Source organism: Exiguobacterium sp. s128 (genome assembly GCF_018618815.1).
Classification (GTDB): Bacteria; Bacillota; Bacilli; order Exiguobacteriales; family Exiguobacteriaceae; genus Exiguobacterium_A; species Exiguobacterium_A antarcticum.
In genome coordinates this window covers 12,664-31,992 of record NZ_JACSMT010000030.1, presented here as the reverse complement: position 1 = coordinate 31,992, position 19,329 = coordinate 12,664, and the positions used below count along the sequence as shown (strand labels likewise).

At 46.4% G+C, this 19,329-nt stretch carries 16 protein-coding genes and 1 tRNA gene; 15 read left to right on the top strand and 2 right to left on the bottom strand.

Features of this window, described 5'->3' with window-relative positions:
* Nucleotides 1–149: 149 nt before the first annotated feature.
* Entirely contained in the window at nt 150–1,988 is a 1,839-nt protein-coding gene (locus KNQ13_RS11520; RefSeq protein WP_014970548.1) for a putative bifunctional diguanylate cyclase/phosphodiesterase, read from the top strand.
* A gap of 64 nt (nt 1,989–2,052) precedes the next feature.
* On the opposite strand, the gene KNQ13_RS11515 is transcribed toward KNQ13_RS11520, so the two are convergent.
* Both KNQ13_RS11515 and KNQ13_RS11510 read right to left on the bottom strand, forming a co-directional pair.
* A complete protein-coding gene (locus KNQ13_RS11515) occupies nt 2,053–2,739 on the bottom strand; it encodes an amino acid ABC transporter permease (protein WP_034774416.1) in 687 nt (228 codons plus the stop codon).
* The gene (locus KNQ13_RS11510) at nt 2,736–3,578 is read right to left on the bottom strand and encodes a transporter substrate-binding domain-containing protein (protein WP_014970546.1); all 843 of its coding nucleotides are present in this window, start codon (nt 3,576–3,578) and stop codon (nt 2,736–2,738) included. The genes KNQ13_RS11515 and KNQ13_RS11510 overlap by 4 nt, the downstream gene beginning before the upstream one ends.
* Nucleotides 3,579–3,874: 296 nt before the next feature.
* Between KNQ13_RS11510 and gltB the strand changes: the two genes are divergently transcribed.
* From gltB to KNQ13_RS11440, 14 genes are all read left to right on the top strand, one after another.
* Complete coding sequence (gene gltB / locus KNQ13_RS11505; protein ID WP_026830744.1) at nt 3,875–8,353, top strand: glutamate synthase large subunit; 4,479 nt, start codon at nt 3,875–3,877, stop codon at nt 8,351–8,353.
* Nucleotides 8,350–9,816 carry a glutamate synthase subunit beta gene (locus KNQ13_RS11500; RefSeq protein WP_209548375.1) on the top strand — a complete coding sequence of 489 codons (1,467 nt, stop codon included), beginning with the start codon at nt 8,350–8,352 and terminating at the stop codon, nt 9,814–9,816. The genes gltB and KNQ13_RS11500 overlap by 4 nt, the downstream gene beginning before the upstream one ends.
* 385 nt (nt 9,817–10,201) lie before the next feature.
* A complete protein-coding gene (locus KNQ13_RS11495) occupies nt 10,202–10,999 on the top strand; it encodes a hypothetical protein (protein WP_014970543.1) in 798 nt (265 codons plus the stop codon).
* Between the two features lie 85 nt (nt 11,000–11,084).
* Nucleotides 11,085–11,606 carry a TraR/DksA C4-type zinc finger protein gene (locus KNQ13_RS11490; RefSeq protein ID WP_014970542.1) on the top strand — a complete coding sequence of 174 codons (522 nt, stop codon included), beginning with the start codon at nt 11,085–11,087 and terminating at the stop codon, nt 11,604–11,606.
* 208 nt (nt 11,607–11,814) lie between these two features.
* Entirely contained in the window at nt 11,815–13,335 is a 1,521-nt protein-coding gene (gene adh, locus KNQ13_RS11485; protein WP_026830746.1) for an aldehyde dehydrogenase, read from the top strand.
* Nucleotides 13,336–13,357: 22 nt separating this feature from the next.
* Entirely contained in the window at nt 13,358–13,726 is a 369-nt protein-coding gene (locus KNQ13_RS11480; protein ID WP_014970540.1) for a DUF779 domain-containing protein, read from the top strand.
* Nucleotides 13,727–13,897: 171 nt separating this feature from the next.
* Nucleotides 13,898–14,245, top strand: coding sequence for a thioredoxin family protein (locus KNQ13_RS11475; RefSeq protein ID WP_014970539.1), 348 nt, complete (start codon nt 13,898–13,900; stop codon nt 14,243–14,245).
* A 25-nt stretch (nt 14,246–14,270) separates the two neighbouring features.
* Nucleotides 14,271–15,287, top strand: a complete 1,017-nt coding sequence (locus tag KNQ13_RS11470) for a S66 family peptidase (RefSeq protein ID WP_209548376.1) — start codon at nt 14,271–14,273, stop codon at nt 15,285–15,287.
* A gap of 20 nt (nt 15,288–15,307) precedes the next feature.
* Nucleotides 15,308–15,649: a hypothetical protein gene (locus KNQ13_RS11465; RefSeq protein ID WP_209548377.1), complete on the top strand. Its 342-nt coding sequence runs from the start codon at nt 15,308–15,310 to the stop codon at nt 15,647–15,649.
* Between the two features lie 24 nt (nt 15,650–15,673).
* Entirely contained in the window at nt 15,674–16,606 is a 933-nt protein-coding gene (locus KNQ13_RS11460; RefSeq protein ID WP_014970536.1) for an alpha/beta hydrolase, read from the top strand.
* 74 nt (nt 16,607–16,680) lie between these two features.
* Nucleotides 16,681–16,764 (top strand) — tRNA-Leu (locus KNQ13_RS11455).
* Between the two features lie 193 nt (nt 16,765–16,957).
* A complete protein-coding gene (locus KNQ13_RS11450; RefSeq protein ID WP_209548378.1) occupies nt 16,958–17,722 on the top strand; it encodes a transporter substrate-binding domain-containing protein in 765 nt (254 codons plus the stop codon).
* Nucleotides 17,723–17,758: 36 nt separating this feature from the next.
* Nucleotides 17,759–18,403, top strand: a complete 645-nt coding sequence (locus KNQ13_RS11445) for an amino acid ABC transporter permease (protein WP_014970534.1) — start codon at nt 17,759–17,761, stop codon at nt 18,401–18,403.
* Entirely contained in the window at nt 18,400–19,128 is a 729-nt protein-coding gene (locus KNQ13_RS11440) for an amino acid ABC transporter ATP-binding protein (RefSeq protein ID WP_014970533.1), read from the top strand. The genes KNQ13_RS11445 and KNQ13_RS11440 overlap by 4 nt, the downstream gene beginning before the upstream one ends.
* Nucleotides 19,129–19,329 lie beyond the last annotated feature (201 nt).

The following is a 19,329-nucleotide window of genomic DNA, read 5'->3' as shown; positions in this document are numbered from 1 at the left end:
TTACGATACCGGGGTTTTCGCTTTTTTTCTATGTTCGATTTAAAATCCGATGGATTTTATGTGTCAACCACACCTTATGGTGATGAGCCGTTTTAATTCCATCTCAAAAAGGAAAAAGACAGGACAAGAAACCGAAACGAGGGGATGTTATGAAGGTGTCGTATCGACCTTCATCAGCGAGTCTTGACTATCACCGTGAAGTGAAAGCGAATTACCGCTTATTCGGAATGATCATCTTTGTATTGACCGGTTGTGGGGCGATTTTATATGTTTTCTCTAGTGCGATGGGTGAATCAGGGTTGGAACGGATCGATGTATGGCGTGCGGGCCTGATTGTTCTCGTCGGTTTTTGTCAATGGATGATTGGAAGAAGCAATTTAACTGAAAAGTGGAAACCCCATGTCATGTCCAGTGTATTTTTGTTGATTCCATTCATCAACCATCCCTTTCTTGATAGTGGAGCACAGACGGTGTGGGCGGCCTCGTTATTATTTTTACTGACCTCCCTCGTCGTCATCAGCCGGACGATGTTGTTGTATGTAGCAGGTATAAGCATCGTTTCTTTAGTGTATGTCTGGTTTGAATCGCCGGCTGGCGTCGCTGTATACAATGCGTCCGATCATATCGCCCGAATCGGTCTAGTTCTGATTGCGACGTTGATCAGCTTGTTGATTCATAACCAATATGTCACCCGTTTAGAACGGAATATCGATTATTTGTCCCGCCTGAAAGAACAAGCGTTTATCGATCCGATTACAGAACTGGCGAATCGGTCTTTTTTTGTCATTGAAACGGAAAAACAAGCAACGACGGGCGATATTATCTGCTTGATTGACCTGGATGATTTTAAGACGATCAACGATGCGTTTGGTTATCAAACGGGGGATCGTGCCTTGCATATCATCGGGAAAAGACTGATGACACGTTTTTCAGATTGTCTCGTCGCTAAAGCAAGTGGAAGTGCATTTCTTTTGCACGCCAGACCGAATCAACCGGTGCAAGTATTGTGTGATGCGATTTTATCGAGTATCGCGGAACGTGTCCAAATTGATTTCAAGCAAATTAATATGACGGCAAGCATCGGGGTTGCCTTCGTAAACGGGGCATCGATTGATCATGTCATCAACGATGCGGAAATCGCTTTGTTCACAGCGAAATCAAACCGGAAAAATACATTTGCGATTACCGATCAAGCAACACAAAATGAACGAAAACGAGCCTTGCAACTGACACGGGATTTATACGATGCAGACCTCGATCGTGATTTTTTTATTTTATTTCAACCACAAGTCGATGCGTCGAGTCATCGCATAACAGGAGCAGAAGCGTTGGTTCGTTGGAATCACCCGACGTATGGGCTCATTTCTCCCCTCGAGTTCATTCCCTTAGCAGAACGGACGCGGTTCATCGAGACACTTGGTGGGTGGGTCATGCGAAAGGCTTGCCTACAAGGGAAGATGTGGCTTGAACAAGGAAGGACCCCGATTACGATTGCCGTGAATGTCTCGCCGTGGCAGTTGCGTCAACCGGATTTTACAAAAAACGTACTCGATATGTTGAACGTGACGGGATTTCCACCTTACTTATTGGAAATCGAAATGACGGAACATATCTTCGTGGAAGGTACGGCGCAAATCATTGATACGCTGAATGAACTTCATCTCCACGGGATTCGGATTGCACTTGATGATTTTGGAACAGGGTTTTCTTCGATGCAGACACTTGTTGAACTGCCGTTTGATCAACTAAAGATTCCAAAAGAAATCGTCGAAGCGGCGATTGATTCAGAAGAGAAACGGGCGATTGTTGAGATGATCATTCAGTTAGGAAAAAGACTGGATATGTCGATTGTCGCAGAAGGAATAGAAGTGACTGAAGAAGCCGAGTTGTTAAAACGACTCGGATGTCATACGTTACAAGGCTACCTGTTCCACAAGCCATTGGAAGCGATTTATGTCGAATCTTTTTTGGATCAAGAAGCACAATAAGAAAAAGCTCACTCGTCTTTCCTACACGTCATGCGACGCGGAAAGGCAAGTGAGCTTTTTTTGATTACACATAACGTGCAAAATGACGTTCAAGTACTTCTTGGACAGTGGCGATGATGGCGCAAATCCCCCAATAGATAAAGGCGATCACGAAATAAACCGTCATATAATCAAACTCACGACCGCCAACGATTTTAGCCCGCTGAAAAATCTCAGGAACGGTAATCATCGCAGCAAGCGAAGAGGCTTTGACTAAATCAAGAAGGACATTCGATAACGGAGGAATCGCTAAACGAACGGCCTGAGGCAAGATGATGCCTGCAAGAATCCTGTAGCGTGACAGACCTAACGATTCAGCGGCTTCCTGTTGTCCCCGGTCAATCGACAAGATGGACGAGCGGATGATTTCGGCCATATAAGCGGCACTGTTCAAACTAAATCCAGCAATCGCAGCAGTGATTGCATCTAACTGGATATTGATGACGGGCAAACCAAAATAAAGCATAAAGAGTATGACCAAAATGGGCACGCCTCGCATAAAAGAAATGTAGAGAGTCGCCGTTATGCGCAAGAGACGCGATCGAGAGAGGCGTGCTAACGCCAGCAACAATCCAAGACCCAGTCCAATCAGCATGCTCAGAAGTGAGATCCAGAGCGTATGCCCTAATCCGCCTAAAATATAAGGGAATGCCTCGATCGCAAGATCAGGGTTGAAAACGGATTGCCAATCAATATCGGGCAAGGCGTTCATTTCACGTCGACGAGCGTCGACTTGATATCAGGCATTTTCGAGACGTCTTTATTGGCATAAAACGTTTTCGACAGTTTGGCAAGTGTCCCATCCTTTTTCATCTCGTCAATCTGTGCGTTGATGTTCGATTGTAATTCTTTATTGTCTAAGTCCATGATGAGACCAACTTGACTTGGATTATAGGCGATGTCAGGGTGGATCGTAATATCAAAGTCTTTAAAGAAGTCGATGGCCAGGCTTTGCAGATAATAATCGTTTAAGATGACATCCGTCCGACCGTTCGAGACGTCCCGTAAATATTGATCGTTCGTTGCGTTATCATATGTGACTTCTTTTGCCCCGTATTGTTTAGCGACCTGCATATAAGTGGTCGTCGCTTCACCAGCCGCTTTTTTTCCTTTTAAATCTTCAAGTGACTTAATGCCTGACAAATCACTTTTACGAACGATTGCCGTTCCGTACGTATATTTATACGGTTTAGAGAAAGCGAACTTTCCTTTTCGTTCTTCCGTGATCGTAATATCGTTTGCTGCCAGGTCGACTTGCCCTGTATTGACGCTCGTCAACATCCCGTCAAATGACATTTCCTTGAATTTCACTTTTAAATCAAGTCGTTTCGCGACTTCCTTGACGACCTCGACGTCAAATCCTGTCAGATTGTTATTTTTTTCTTCATGAAAAGAGGTCGGATAAAGCGTTCCGGCCGTTGCGACCGTTAACGTCCCGTCTTTCTGAATTTTATCGTATGCGGTCATTTGTTTTTCTTCCTGACCACATGCACTAAGGGACAGGGTAGTTCCTGCAATCAAGAGCCCTATCCACTTTACAGAGTTTTTCATCGTATTGAATTCTCCTTTTCCTACGTACCTGGGTAATTTTCTTACTCTTTAAAAATACCATGGAAGAATCAGTTCGCGCAAAAATAAATACGGTTTCAAAAAGGTTTTCATTAAAAAAGAATTCAGAAAAATTATTCATCCATATGTAAGCGTTATCATGATTGATAGGACGTCCATCAACGTCTTTTCATTTCGTGGATCGAAAAATATACATGGTGGCGAATAAACATAAAAACGTGTAAAGTATATTTTAACTGAATATACAGAAAATTAGGAACGGTTAGGAGCGTGGTAATATGTCATTTCATCAAATGCCGCAACGTCAGGGACTCTATGATCCGAAACAGGAACACGATGCATGTGGAATCGGTGTTTACGCCCATCGGACTGGACAAGCGAGTCATGAAATCGTTCAAAATGCCCTGAAGATGTTGTGTCAGATGGAACACCGAGGGGGGCAAGGCAGTGATGCCAAAACAGGAGACGGAGCAGGAATCCTGACGCAGCTTCCGGATCGATTATTCCGACAGACGTTACGCAATATCAGCTTACCCCAGAGTGGGGATTATGGTGTGATGATGATGTTTCTTCCGCGAGAAGATCGATTGCGACAACGACTGGAGCGTGCATTGGAATCGATTATTTTATCCGAGGGGCAGCGACTGATTGAATGGAGAACGGTCCCTGTTTCGAGTACAGTCATCGGGGAAAAAGCCCGCCAAACGGAACCGGTCATTCGTCAATGTTTTATCGAGGCCAAAAAGGTCGAAGGATTGGCTTTCGAACGGACGTTATTTCTGATTCGCCGTTTATTTGAGCGAGAAGCAGATCAGTTAGGAATCGAACAATATGTGTTGAGTAGCTCGAGCGAAACGATTGTCTATAAAGGGTTGGTAACGACCGATCAACTCGGGTTGTACTTTGATGATCTTCGAGACGAACGGTATCAGTCCGGTTTTGCGATTGTTCACTCGCGCTTTAGCACAAATACGTTTCCGAGCTGGAAACGTGCCCATCCAAATCGTTATTTGATTCACAATGGAGAAATCAATACGTTACAAGGGAATATCCGAGCCATGCGGAGCCGTGAAAATAGTTTGGCAAAAACGACGTATGGTCGCCGGGCGGAAGACGTCTTACCGATTCTCGATGAGTCAGGTAGCGATTCATCGATGCTCGACAATGCTTTCGAGTTTTTATACTTGTCCGGTCTGACGTTAGCAGAGACGGCATTGATGCTCGTACCGGAGCCGTTTGAGCATGCAGAGGTTCGTCCGGCAAAACGGGCCTATTACGAATACCACAGTAGCATGATGGAACCGTGGGATGGTCCGTCAGCGATTGTCTTTACAAACGGAAAGCAAATCGGAGCGACGCTTGATCGAAACGGCTTACGACCGGCGCGTTACATGATGATGCGTGATGGTCATTTCATGTTATCTTCTGAGTCCGGTGTGCTACCGGTCGCGGAAAGTGACATCTTATTTAAACGACGGCTCATTCCTGGAGAATTGTTATTACTTGATTTTGCTTCCGGACAATTGATTTCAGATGAAGAAGTCAAACGGGAGCTCGCGATGCGCCATCCGTATGCGGAATGGTTGGCAGAAGAACGGATTTCGTTATCGACGACCGTTTCTTCAGAAGAAGTCGACGATGTAGGCACTTTACAGCGCTTATTTGGTTATACGCGTGAAGATATTGATCAGTATTTGATTCCACTCGTAGTGGAGAAAAAAGACCCGCTCGGAGCGATGGGAACGGACATCCCGTTAGCGGTCTTGAGTGAACGGCCACAATCATTGTTCCGCTATTTTAAACAGTTATTTGCGCAAGTAACGAATCCACCGATTGACGCCTTGCGGGAACAGATTGTCACCTCGACGATGACCTGGCTCGGTCAGCAGGGAGAACTGTTGACACCGAATCGTCGAAACTGCCGACGGGTCCGTCTGGCTTCACCGATTTTACGACCGACTGAAGCAGCTGCATTAAAACAAACAACACTGGTCCAAAAAACACTGTCGACCTTATTTGATGGTCAGCTAGAAGAGGCCCTTGAGAACTTACTCGATCAGGCCGTCCATGCTGTTCAGAGCGGGTGTGAATTATTGATCCTGTCCGATCGGAATGTTCGTCCGGGAGCGGTCCCGATGCCGATTCTTCTTGTGACGAGTGCGGTCCATCATCATTTGATTCGTCAAGGGTTACGAACAAAAGTCAGTTTGATCATCGAAGGGGGCGAAGTCCGCGAAGTCCATCATTTTGCAGCCTTGATTGGTTATGGTGCCGATGCTGTTCATCCATATTTGGTGTATGCGACATTACAGGATGCGCTAGGTGAGACGATGACGGATTATGAAGTACGGTACCAAGCGGCCGTGACGGAGGGAGTCGTCAAAGTCATGTCCAAGATGGGGATTTCGACCGTCTTCAGTTACCGTGGGGCGCAAATCTTCGAAGCCATCGGAATTTCAGAACAGGTCATCGATCGATATTTCACGGGAACCGTTTCCCAGTTAGATGGTTTATCGCTTGATTTGATTGAACAAGAAGCGGTCCGTCAGCATGAAGAAGGTATTCAGCGGACGTATCTTGAGTCGGGAAGCGTGTTCCGTTATCGGCATGACGGGGAACATCACGCCTTTAATCCGGCGACGATTCACTTATTACAGCATGCTTGTCGAACTGGGCGATATGATTTGTTTAAACGCTATTCTGCTCAGATTCAAGAGGAACCGGCGACATTTTTACGTCATTTGATGACGTTCAAAGAGACGGCACCGATTCCGATCGATGAAGTCGAACCCGTGAGTACCATCGTCCAGCACTTCAAGACGGGAGCGATGTCGTACGGATCGTTGTCGAAAGAGGCACATGAGACATTAGCGATCGCGATGAACCGATTGGGTGGGAAAAGTAATAGTGGTGAAGGCGGGGAAGAAGAAGAACGATACGAACGAGATGCCAATGGTGATTCCCGGATGAGCCGTATCAAACAGATTGCATCTGGTCGGTTCGGAGTGACGAGCCATTACCTCGTCCATGCGGATGAATTACAAATCAAGGTGGCTCAGGGCGCGAAACCAGGTGAAGGGGGTCAATTGCCTGGTGAAAAGGTGTATCCCTGGATTGCGCGCGTCCGTGCCTCGACGCCGGGCGTCGGCTTGATTTCCCCGCCTCCACATCATGACATTTATTCGATTGAGGACTTAGCGCAGTTGATTCATGACTTAAAACGGGCGAACGATCACGCCCGGATCAGCGTCAAACTGGTCGCCAAAGGTGGTGTCGGGACGATTGCAGCTGGTGTTGCGAAGGGGCTCGCCGATGTCATCGTCATCAGTGGACATGATGGTGGAACAGGTGCGTCACCTAAAACGAGCATTCAACATACCGGCTTACCATGGGAACTGGGTTTAGCCGAGACCCATCAAACCCTTGCATTGAACGGACTTCGGGATCGTGTTGTCTTGGAAACAGACGGTAAACTGTTAACCGGGCGCGATGTCGTGATTGCAGCAATGTTAGGGGCGAATGAGTATGGATTTGCGACAGCCCCGTTGATCGCCGTCGGTTGTATCATGATGCGTGCCTGTCATCTGGATACGTGTCCTGTGGGTGTCGCGACGCAAGATCCAAAATTACGTGAGAAGTTTACGGGAACGGCGGATCATGTCGTGCACTTCATGGAATTCGTAGCGGAAGAAGTACGTGAATATTTGGCTCAACTCGGTGTCCGGAGTTTGTCAGAGCTCGTGGGTCGGACGGATTTGTTGCAAACCTCCGATCGGTTGACGACACACTGGAAAGCCGCGAGTCTCGATTTGTCCCGCCTGTTCGTCATGCCGGACTATCAAGCGGCGAAACGACAGGATCAACAGCATCATCTGTCTGCATCGTTTGACGGACGGGAGTTGGAACCACTCGTGACGGATCAATCCTTCACGGAACGGCAGACGTATGCGTTTGATATCACCAATACGGACCGTGCCATCGGAACGAATACGGGAGCACGTTTGAGTAGAATCTACGGTGCGATGGGGCTTCCGGCTGATCGTTTGACGCTGAACCTAACCGGATCCGCGGGTCAAAGCTTAGGTGCCTACTTGCCGCGGGGAATGACGCTACAAGTCATCGGTGATGCCAATGATTATGTGGGCAAGGGGTTATCGGGAGGAATCATTTCCGTCCGTCCACAGCCTCGGTCCAGTTTTGTTTCTTCGGATCAAGTCATCATCGGAAACGTCGCCCTGTATGGAGCGACGAGCGGAGAACTCTATATCAACGGTCAAGCCGGTGAACGGTTTGCTGTTCGAAACAGCGGGGCGACAGCAGTCGTCGAAGGAATCGGAAATCATGGTCTTGAATATATGACGGGTGGCAGTGTCGTCATTCTAGGGGATGTCGGGCTGAACTTTGCGGCCGGCATGTCGGGTGGTGTTGCTTACGTTTTGCCGAAAGACCCAGGACGTTTTCGGTCGCGGGTCAATCTGGAACTTGTGACGATGGGAGCTGTCACGGATCCGGAAGAAGCGACCCGGTTGAAAACATTCATCGAACGACATGTTGCGCGAACGAACAGCGAACAAGGTCATGCGGTCCTTGCGAACTGGGATCATGTGCTCAGCTCGTTCATCCGTGTCATACCGACGACGTATCAAGCGGTGACGACACTGATGGCAGATTACGCACAACAAGGACACAATACGGAAGAAGCGATGTTACTTGCGTTTGAGACGCATATCGGACGCGGAACAGGAGGTAAAAAATGAATAGACGGGATCAATTCATGTCAGTTCCTCGCCAGTCCGGCCAGGAACGGGATAGTAGTGAACGAATCGGGGATTTTAACGAATATAAAGAACGCTTCACAGAAGCGGAAGCGTCAGAACAAGCAAGTCGTTGTATGGATTGCGGGACACCTTTTTGCCATGTCGGGGAAACGTACGGTCAAGTGAAAATCGGTTGCCCCGTCTACAATCTGATTCCAGAGTGGAACCTCCTCGTGGAACAAGGAAACTTCAAAGAGGCACTGGGGCGGCTTCAACAAACCAATAACTTTCCTGAGTTCACGGGTCGGGTGTGTCCTGCCCCGTGTGAAGGGTCGTGTACGTTATCGATTAATGAACCGGCCGTTACGATTAAGCAGATCGAACGGACGATCATCGATATCGGATTTGAAAAAGGATGGGTCCAACCACGTATCCCGGCAATCAGAAGTCAACACCGGATTGCCATCGTTGGTTCTGGACCAGCTGGTTTAGCCGCAGCCGATCAATTGAACCAGGCAGGTCATCAGGTCACTGTTTTCGAACGGGAGGATCAGATTGGCGGATTGCTGACGTACGGGATTCCGGCGATGAAGTTGTCGAAAGAGATCGTCGCCCGACGTGTCCGTTTACTGGAGACAGAAGGAATCCGCTTTCGGACCGGCGTGACGATTGGTCTTGATCTTTCACTGGATCAATTAGAGGCAGAGTACGATGCAGTCATCCTTTGTGTCGGAGCGACCGAACCGAGAAAATTACATGATGTACCAAGTCGTGGTGTCGGATATGCAATGGATTATTTGACGAGTGTGACGCGACATCTGTTGACAGGGCAGTCGTTAACAACACTTCACGACACAAAGGGAAAAGACGTGTTGGTCATCGGGGGTGGGGATACGGGAGCCGATTGTGTAGCAACGGCGCTTCGTCAAGGATGCCGGTCAGTCGTCCAGTTTGGGAAACACGAGATGCCGGGCCAAGTTCGTTCACCGGAAAACATGTGGCCCGACACACCAAACTTATATACGCTTGATTATGGATACGAGGAAGCACTGGTTCAATTCGGCCGTGATCCCCGTGAATATTTGATTGCGATTGACCGGTATACGACGGGTGATTCCGGGCAATTAACGGGTGTCTGGACGATTCATAACGAAAAAATCCGTCACCCAGATGGTCGGATCGAATTCCGAGCCATTTCAGGGACCGAAAAATACTTCCCGGTTGATACGATGTTGATTGCGATCGGCTTTAGTGGTGTCGAACAAGATGTCTTGCGCCACTTAGCGGTTGATAGCGAAAATGGAAAAATTAAAGCAGCAGCCTATGCAACAAACCGTCCCGGTGTATTCGCGGCAGGGGATGCTCGACGTGGACAATCCTTAATCGTCTGGGCGATCCGTGAAGGACGGGAAGTTGCTGAAGTGGTCGAGCACCATCTGCTGACACTAAAAAAAACAGGATGAAGATGATGGAAACGTTCGGGTCCTCTTGTTGAGGAATCGGGCGTTTTTTTATCTGAAAATAGGCGAGAATACTTCCGCTTCTAAGCGTTTAGGGCAAAGTCCTAGCGTAGGGGGAGTTCAAGATGTCAAACAAGCAAATGGGTCGATTTTCAGTAATCTAGATTTTACGAATTTGATCTAAAGTTTAGTTGATCATCATTTAGATCATAATGTTAAAAAACTATTTTCTCGACGTTGATTTCCAGTTTTATAACATAAATCAGTTGGCTTGTGTATAACAGATTTAGAATATTCGTTATCGAATATTTTTTAACTTCTTTGCGATGTACGCTATAGAAACGGAACTAATGTCTCATCCGATTCCAAGTCAAGAGAAGGTGGAATTATGCTGAATTATAAAGTGAACGTATATATGAGCAAAGGTACACGACCTAAAACAGGCAGTACCAACACGACAAAACACTTAGTCTATACCAGTCAATTTTTATCGCATACACCCGTTCAACTGTTACACCAACTCATTTTTAATCGTTTGACGTTGGAACAGGAAAAAAATCAGAGTCTCATGTACACGTTAGAAGTGAACACGGTCGTTGATCAATATGTCATTGATGTTCGTCTGTATTCAGATGAAGCGGTTTGTGCGACGATTGAACGTGGATTGATCGAATTGATTGAACGTGAAGAAGTGCGGCATATCCCGCCGCTTGAAATCGGAAAACCTGATTTTGCAGAGTTTGCTCACCTCGTCCTCCACGTCAGACCGGACGCACTCCGAATCGATCGATCAAAAATGCAAGAGATTTTTGATCGATCAGGGGTGCACGGGAAGATCATCTTACAAAAAGAACGGATTGATAGCCGTGAACCCTGTCATTCGATTCAATTGTTGATTGGCGGTTCGGAAAAAAGTTTGTATAGCTTATCCCATTATCAATTGGATCCATTATTCCGCAAGCATGGTCTATTGATCCAGTCGCTGAATTTGTTGCCGTTCGATCTGTTTTCCATCCGTGATAAAGTGGCGATGTTATCTTCTGCCGACGCGAATCGTCTGTGGATTGATGATATTTCCACCTCGAAGAATGGACGAAGCCATCAAATTTGTTTTAAGGACGGTCAGGAATTCATGACGGTCATCTGTGATTTACACGGAGCGATTCGTTCCTATAAATGTTCGTGAACGAGTCTTTGACGTTTAACATGGTTTCATTTCGGTTAAATCCTTTAGAGAAGAAGTTGAAGCTAAAGAATTGGAGATGAACAAGATGTTATCAGAAAAACAAATCGAGACTTTTAAAACACGTCTACTTAAAGAAAAAGAAAAAACAGAAACGAATATCGAAAACCGAGAAGTGGATTACGATACGGGCGAATTATCAAGTTATGATAACCACCCGGGTGATTCGGGGGACGAGTTGTTTTTACGTGAACGCGATCAAGCCATGACAGATATGCAGGAAGACATGTTATCCGACGTGGATCTAGCATTGCAAGCAATTGACAATGGAACGTATGGCGTCTGTAAGGTTTGCGGAAAAGAGATCGAACTCGATCGTCTGGATATCATCCCAGAGACGCTCCTTTGTATCGAACACGCAAAAGAAGAAGCAGAACGCGAAGGCAACGATCCGATGTCGCGTCCGAGTGAAGAAGATGTTCTTGATCCATCGGTCACGGCAACAGGGAAGGATATTGATGGTACAACGGATGGCTTCAGCAAAGTCAGTGAATTCGGAAATTCGGATACACCTTCTGATAAAGAGGATGGCATCGACCCGACCCGTTAAGCCAATCAGCATTAAAAACCGTTCATCCTCAGGTGGTGAACGGTTTTTAATTTTAAAGATATTTGATAATGTCGGAAAATTTTGACTTTTTACGAAAAATTGGTAGGATAGACAAGAGAGGTCATTTCACATACGAAAAAAATGAAAGCGCATACATGGAATTACTTCTCGCCGCTTGGCCATTTTATTTTGAAGGAGGAACAGTAGCATGATTTATGAGATTCCAAACACGCAAGGGTCGAAGGTACAATACAAGGATCGGTATGAAAACTTCATCAACGGAAAGTGGACAGCACCCGTCGGAGGCGAATACTTTGATAACATCACGCCGATCACAGGCAAAGTGTTATGCCAAGTCGCGCGTTCTGGAAAAGAAGATGTTGAACTTGCACTTGATGCAGCCCATGCAGCAAAAGACGCTTGGGGAAAAACATCTGTTGCAGAACGTTCCAATGTCTTAAATAAAATCGCGAATCGGATGGAAGAAAATTTAGAGATGTTAGCGTATGCGGAAACACTCGAAAATGGAAAGGCGGTTCGGGAAACATTAAATGCCGACTTACCACTAGCGATTGACCATTTCCGCTATTTTGCAGGTGTCATTCGCGCTCAGGAAGGATCGATTGGTGAGTTGGATAATGATACGGTCGCTTATCATTTCCATGAGCCGCTCGGTGTCGTCGGTCAAATCATTCCATGGAACTTCCCGATTCTGATGGCAGTCTGGAAACTGGCACCAGCACTCGCGGCGGGGAACTGTGTGGTCTTAAAACCAGCGGAACAGACGCCGGCTAGCATCATGTTGTTGATGGAATTGATTGAAGACTTATTGCCACCAGGTGTCTTGAATATCGTTAATGGATTTGGACTCGAAACAGGGAAACCCCTTGCTTCGAGTAAACGGATCGCGAAAATTGCTTTTACGGGAGAAACGACGACGGGACGACTCATCATGCAATATGCCTCTCAAAACATCATTCCTGTCACGCTCGAGTTAGGAGGGAAATCACCGAATATCTTCTTCGCTGACATCATGGAGGCGGATGATGCCTTCTTCGATAAAGCGATTGAAGGATTATTGATGTTTGCCTTGAATCAGGGTGAAGTCTGTACGTGTCCGTCTCGGGCATTGATTGAGGAGTCGATTTATGAACCGTTTATGGAGCGGGTGCTTGAACGTGTCAAGGCAATCAAACTCGGAAATCCGTTAGATGCAGATGTCATGATGGGAGCTCAGGCTTCAAGCGAACAGATGGAGAAAATTCTCTCCTACCTCGAGATCGGAAAATCTGAAGGGGCAGAATGTTTGATTGGAGGAGAACGGAACCACCTCGACGGGGATTTAGCGGAAGGGTACTATATCCAACCCACCATCTTTAAAGGGCATAACAAGATGCGAATTTTCCAAGAAGAAATTTTTGGTCCCGTTCTATCGGTCACGACCTTTAAGACAGAAGAAGAAGCCTTACAAATTGCGAATGACACGTTGTATGGTCTAGGAGCCGGCGTTTGGACACGTGACATGAACAGAGCCTATCGGTTCGGACGGGCGATCGAGGCAGGACGCGTCTGGACGAATTGTTACCATCAGTACCCAGCACATGCTGCGTTCGGTGGGTATAAGATGTCTGGGATTGGTCGCGAAAACCATAAGATGATGCTCAACCATTACCAACGGACCAAAAATCTACTGGTCAGTTACAGTCCAAACAAACTTGGTTTCTTCTAAATTGAAGAAAGGGTGTGGCGACGTGGTCGAACGTGTGCTTGCGACGGATGCTGGTTTAGAATTGATTGAATTGCTGAAGGCGAAACACGGACCGCTGATGTTCCATCAATCAGGTGGCTGTTGTGACGGAAGCTCCCCGATGTGTTTTGCAGAAGGGGATTTATTTTTAGGAGATCATGATTTATGGATTGGGACGATTGGTGGCTGTCCGTTTTATATTCATGAAGATCAATATGAATACTGGAAACATACGCAACTGATCATTGATGTCGTCAACGGAAGAGGAGGCATGTTTTCACTAGAAGGTGTCGAAGGGAAAAGGTTTTTGACACGTTCTCGTGCCTTTACTCCGGATGAATATGCAGAACTGGCATCATCTGCTAAAAAATAAAGGGCGATGATTCAACACCCGAACCAAACTCCTCAGCGGCTCGTGCTGAAGCGTTTGGCTTCGAGGTGTTGTTTGCTGTCTAGAAAAATCAGAGTTGAGAGCCATCTGTTGTTTATTACCTGTAACACGTTATAATTAAAAGATATTTCAGCAAAAAGGAGGTCACCCGTCATGGAGATATTCCGTGAATTAAAATCGATTGAGTCGGTCAGAGCATTCTATCTCGGACAACCGGCTAGTTTTTTGTACATATCTAGTCCAGATTGTGCCGTCTGTGCCTCGTTATTTCCTCAAATCGAGCCGATCTTGGCAAACCATCCTGAATTTCAAGCGGGTCGTGTCGATTTGGGTGATGTGCCTCAAATCGTCGGGGAATTTTCTGTCTTTACGGCCCCTACTTTATTGTTGTTCGTCAACGGAAAGGAAGTCCATCGAGAAGCTCGCATCGTCCCGATTGAACCGTTTAAGCGAAAAATGGAACAAATCGGCGACTTCGTTCGAACGGCCGAACAACAGTAAAAATGACTACAGAGGAGGTTAGGACATGCGATATCCTTTTTTAGGTTGGACGGGACAAACGATTGGAGTGACCGCCCCGTCTTCCGGATTGCCAGAAGCACTGCACCCATTACTAGAAGAAGCCACCCTTCGTTTACAGGATCGGCAAATGGCTGTCGAAATCGGACAAACGGTTTGGGCACAAGAAAAAGCGCAAAGTGCCTCTGCCGAAACACGAGCCGACGAATTGAATCACATGTTACGAAATCCGGAAATCGATGCCATCATCCCACCGTTCGGAGGAGAACGCGCCATCGACGTATTACCGTATCTGGATTTTGCGCAGCTACCGGAAAAATGGATTCTTGGGTATTCTGATATCAGTACGCTGTTGTTTGCGATTACCGTCAAATCGGGTATCGCTACGGCACATGGTCCGAGTTTTCTTGAGATGCGGAGTGAAGAGTGGGATGAGACGACGACAGCCTGGCGCCGTGTGCTCGCGACACCAACTGGTGGAACGGTCACGCAGTGGACGTCGACTTCTTATCAAACGAAGTGGAATCATGCAGAACGTCCCGCACGGTACATGTACCATGTAGATGCTGAGACGCAGTGGAAAGCATTGGATCAGACACGTTCCGAAGCAACAGGACGACTGCTCGGGGGGTGCCTCGAGACGATTCGTCACTTGGCCGGGACGCCGTATGGAGATGTCAGGAAGTTTTGGCAAACCCAGATTGACCAGGAACCAATCCTTTGGTATTTCGAAGCATCGCAAGCCAGCGCGACGGATATCCATCGTTCGCTGATGCAGATGGTGTTGGCAGGATGGTTCGATCAGGCGTCAGGTATCCTGTTTGGCCGGACGGCAGCGGGTCAAACTGTCGAGGACTGTACGTTGCTTGACGTCTATGAAACGCTCAGTGAAAAGACAGGGGTACCGATTTTTTATGATCTCGATATCGGTCATCAACCCCCACAGCTGACTCTCGTGAACGGGGCACTGGCGACGATACGGATTCAAGGAAAAGATTCCAGATTAGACATGACATTCCGTTGATCTGGAAGAGGAGGGCAAAGATGGCCAGTCGAAATTTTCAATCGTTAGCGGCCTATAAACGGATTCATATCAATCCCGAGACACGCCGCATGACATTACCTGAACCATTTTACGATGCGTTACAATTGAAGGATGAACTGATGTTAGCACAAGTGGGTGAAGTGTTGATCATTCGTAATCCACAGGAGATGGTGACGACGGAAACGGATCTGTTGTCGGCTATCGTCGAAGAAGGTTTTTCCGGACAAGAGCTCATTCAAGAGTTTGCGTACCGAAAAGCGCAACAAGAACATCGTCTGCGCCAACAGGTGTTACAAGAGGAAGATTCTGAATCCTCGGCACAATTACAAATCGATTTATGAGCGGTGACGGGGAGTGTAGAAGTGATGCGAAAACGAACGAAAATCGGATTAGGTGTGCTTGGATCGGGCATGCTTGCAGCAAGCTATTATTTTTATGAAATGGCGATCGCAACACATCCGAAACCATTCTTGACGAACAATCGGGACTTGAGTGATGAAATGGTCCGCTTGATGCAGCCGGGGCAGACATGGATCAAGGAACAGCCTTTGGAACAGATTGAAGTCCAGGCACGGGATGGTCTGACATTACGGGGACATTATTTACCACCACTCGTTCCGTCGAACCGGACGGTCATCTTAGTTCACGGATATGGCGGTGTCGGGACGGATTTAGCAGGTTTTGCGTATCTGTACCATCAAGCAGGATTTCATGTGATGATGCCGGATAATCGTGGACATGGTAAGAGTGAGGGACATTACATCGGCTTCGGCTGGCATGATCGGGAAGACTGTCTGTGTTGGACGGAGTATTTGATTGAGCGACTTGGTCAAGACAGCGCAATCTTTTTACATGGTGTTTCCATGGGAGGAGCCACCGTTTTGATGACAAGTGGGGAAGTTCTACCTGCGCAAATCAAAGGCATCATCTCGGACTGTGCCTATACATCCGTCAATGCCGTCCTCGCCTATCAAATGAAACGGATGTATCGTCTGCCGCATTTCCCGTTTTTGGCCATGACCAGTGTCTTGACGAAACTCAAGGCGGGTTATTTCTTCAGTGAGGCATCGGCATTAAAACAAGTGAAGCGGGCAACGGTCCCGATTTTATTTTTACATGGCGGAGCCGATACATTTGTCCCGACTTCGATGGTCTATGAATTATATGAAGCGTGCCCGACTGAAAAGGAACTGGTTGTCATTCCGAACGCCTCTCACGCGATGGCTTATTTCGAAGATCCGGACACCTATGATACCGTCGTCGAACGGTTTGTCCGTCGTATTCTGACCGAGGCTTGAGAAATACAATGAAAAGTATTCTGAAACCGTTGACAATAAAATATCTATTTAGTATTCTGATAACATAAATAGAAGTCGTCGTGGCGGAACTGGTAGACGCGCTAGACTCAGAATCTAGTGGTGGCAACACCGTGGAGGTTCAAGTCCTCTCGGCGGCATTTCATGTTAGTGATAAAAGCATCCTTTATAAAAGGGTGCTTTTATTTTTTTTAGAAAGTATTTAATTAATGACATTAGGAAGTTTATTCGTAAAATTTGCATTTTTCTGATAAAATACGTGTTAAGAAAAGTGATTTTGAGGAAAATAGATGAAGAAGGTGTCTGTTTTCAAGACAAGAGAGGAGTAACAATATGAAAAAGCATTTATCGGTTTTATTTTTATTGATCAGCTGTTTGTTGGTATTAAGTGCGTGCAGTATCGGTTCGGAGGATGAGACATCAAAAGATAAGACCTACAAGGTCGGAATCGATGTCACGTATCCACCGTTTGAGTACAAAGACGGGGATACGTACAAAGGGATTGACATCGACTTGATCAAAGCGATTGCCAAAGACCAGGATTTCAAGATTCAGTTCGAAGCAATGGATTTCAGTGGGATCATCCCAGCACTCCAAGCGAATCAACTGGACGTAGCAATTGCCGGCATGAGTATCACACCGGAACGGAAAAAAGTCGTCACGTTTTCGGATCCTTATTTTGAAGCGGGCTTGATTTTAGTCGTCAAGGAAGACGACAACAACATTAAATCAGTGGATGATCTGAAGGGTGAGAAAGTAGCTGTCAAGAAAGGAACGACAGGTGCCAAATACGCGACGGATAATGCGGATAAATTAGGCATCACGGTTACCCAATTCAATGATAGCCCAGCGATGTTCCAAGAAGTCAAAAACGGAAACGCTGCTGCGTTGATCGAAGACTACCCTGTCATTTCGTATGCGAACAAACAACAAAACTTAGGTCTGAAATTAGTTGGCGATCGGCTGAATGGCGATAACTATGGAATTGCTGTCTTAAAAGGGAAAAACGAAGAGTTGATGAAAAAAATCAACAAAGGACTCGCTAACCTGAAAGAAAGTGGCGAATATGACAAAATCGTCGACACGTATTTAAAGTAAGCCATCTGAACGAAGGACAAGGGAGTTGAGTCACTGATGGAAGTCGCAAAAACGGCGTTTCCGTTTTTCTTGGAAGGATTACAGATCACCCTCTATATTTTCATCATCGCGGTCATTGCCGGGTTTTTAATCGGCTTGATTGTCGCCTTGATGCGTTTGTCACCGCTTAAGATTTTAAATGGAATCGCCATCGTCTACATCGATGTCATTCGAGGAACACCGTTCATCGTCCAGCTGTTCTTCATCTATTTTGGACTCAATTCGCTTGAATGGTTATCGATGGACCGGATGTATGCCGGTATTTTGACCGTTGCGATCAATGCCGGAGCGTATTTTGCTGAAATCATCCGAGCCGGAATCCAATCGATCGATAAAGGGCAAACGGAAGCAGCCCGGTCGCTTGGGATGACAGGTCGGCAAACGATGACACAAATCATCTTACCGCAAGCCTTTCGGCGGATGTTACCGACAATCACGAATCAATCGATCATCAGCTTGAAAGATACATCCTTGTTGTCGATCATCGGAATCGCGGATTTGACACAGCAAGGACAAGTCCAACAGGCGACGACGTTTGAACCGTTCATTGTCTGGACCGTCGTTGGTCTGATGTATTTTGTTGTCATCTATCTCCTTTCACTGTTAGCGAAATTCTTGGAACGGAGGTTTACGCTGCGATGAGTATCATTGAAGTGAAACAATTAAAAAAATCATTTGGTGCAAACGAAGTGCTCAAGGATATTTCCGTTGACATCAAGGAAAAAGAAGTGGTGTGTGTCATCGGACCTTCAGGATCCGGGAAAAGTACGTTTCTACGCTGTTTAAATCGGTTGGAAGACATTACCGGCGGAACGGTCGTCATCGATACGCACGATATCACGGATCCGAAAGTGGATATCAATAAAGTCCGGGAAGAAGTCGGAATGGTATTCCAACACTTCAACTTATTTCCGCATAAGACGGTGCTCGAAAACGTGACCCTTGCACCGATGAAAGTTCGAAAAACAGAAAAAAATCAAGCTAAACAACGCGCTTTTGAATTACTCGATAAGGTCGGATTACGGGAAAAAGCAGATAACTATCCGGGCGAATTATCCGGTGGTCAAAAGCAACGGGTCGCGATTGCCCGCGCCCTAGCGATGAATCCGAAAATCATGTTGTTTGACGAACCCACTTCAGCGCTCGACCCAGAGATGGTCGGGGATGTACTGGCAGTCATGAAACAGTTGGCACTTGAAGGGATGACGATGATCGTCGTCACCCATGAAATGGGATTTGCGCGCGAAGTGGGGGATCGTGTGTTGTTCATGGATGGTGGGTTTATCGTTGAAGAAAATATTCCGAGCTTATTGTTTGATGCTCCACAACACGAACGGACGCAGTCATTTTTAAGTAAGATTTTGTAAAAGACAGCCATCAAGTTTTCTTGCCTTTTTGGAGGGAAGCAAACTTGATTTTTTTAGGTGGAAAGTCCTTTTCTCCTTAGAAACGTTTGATTCATAAAGAACAAAGGGTACAGTCATAAGAAAAACTTATACGTTTACGACTGAGAAATTGGGAATTCGAAACGCACTGACCTAAAAGAAGTAGTAATATAATAACTAAGG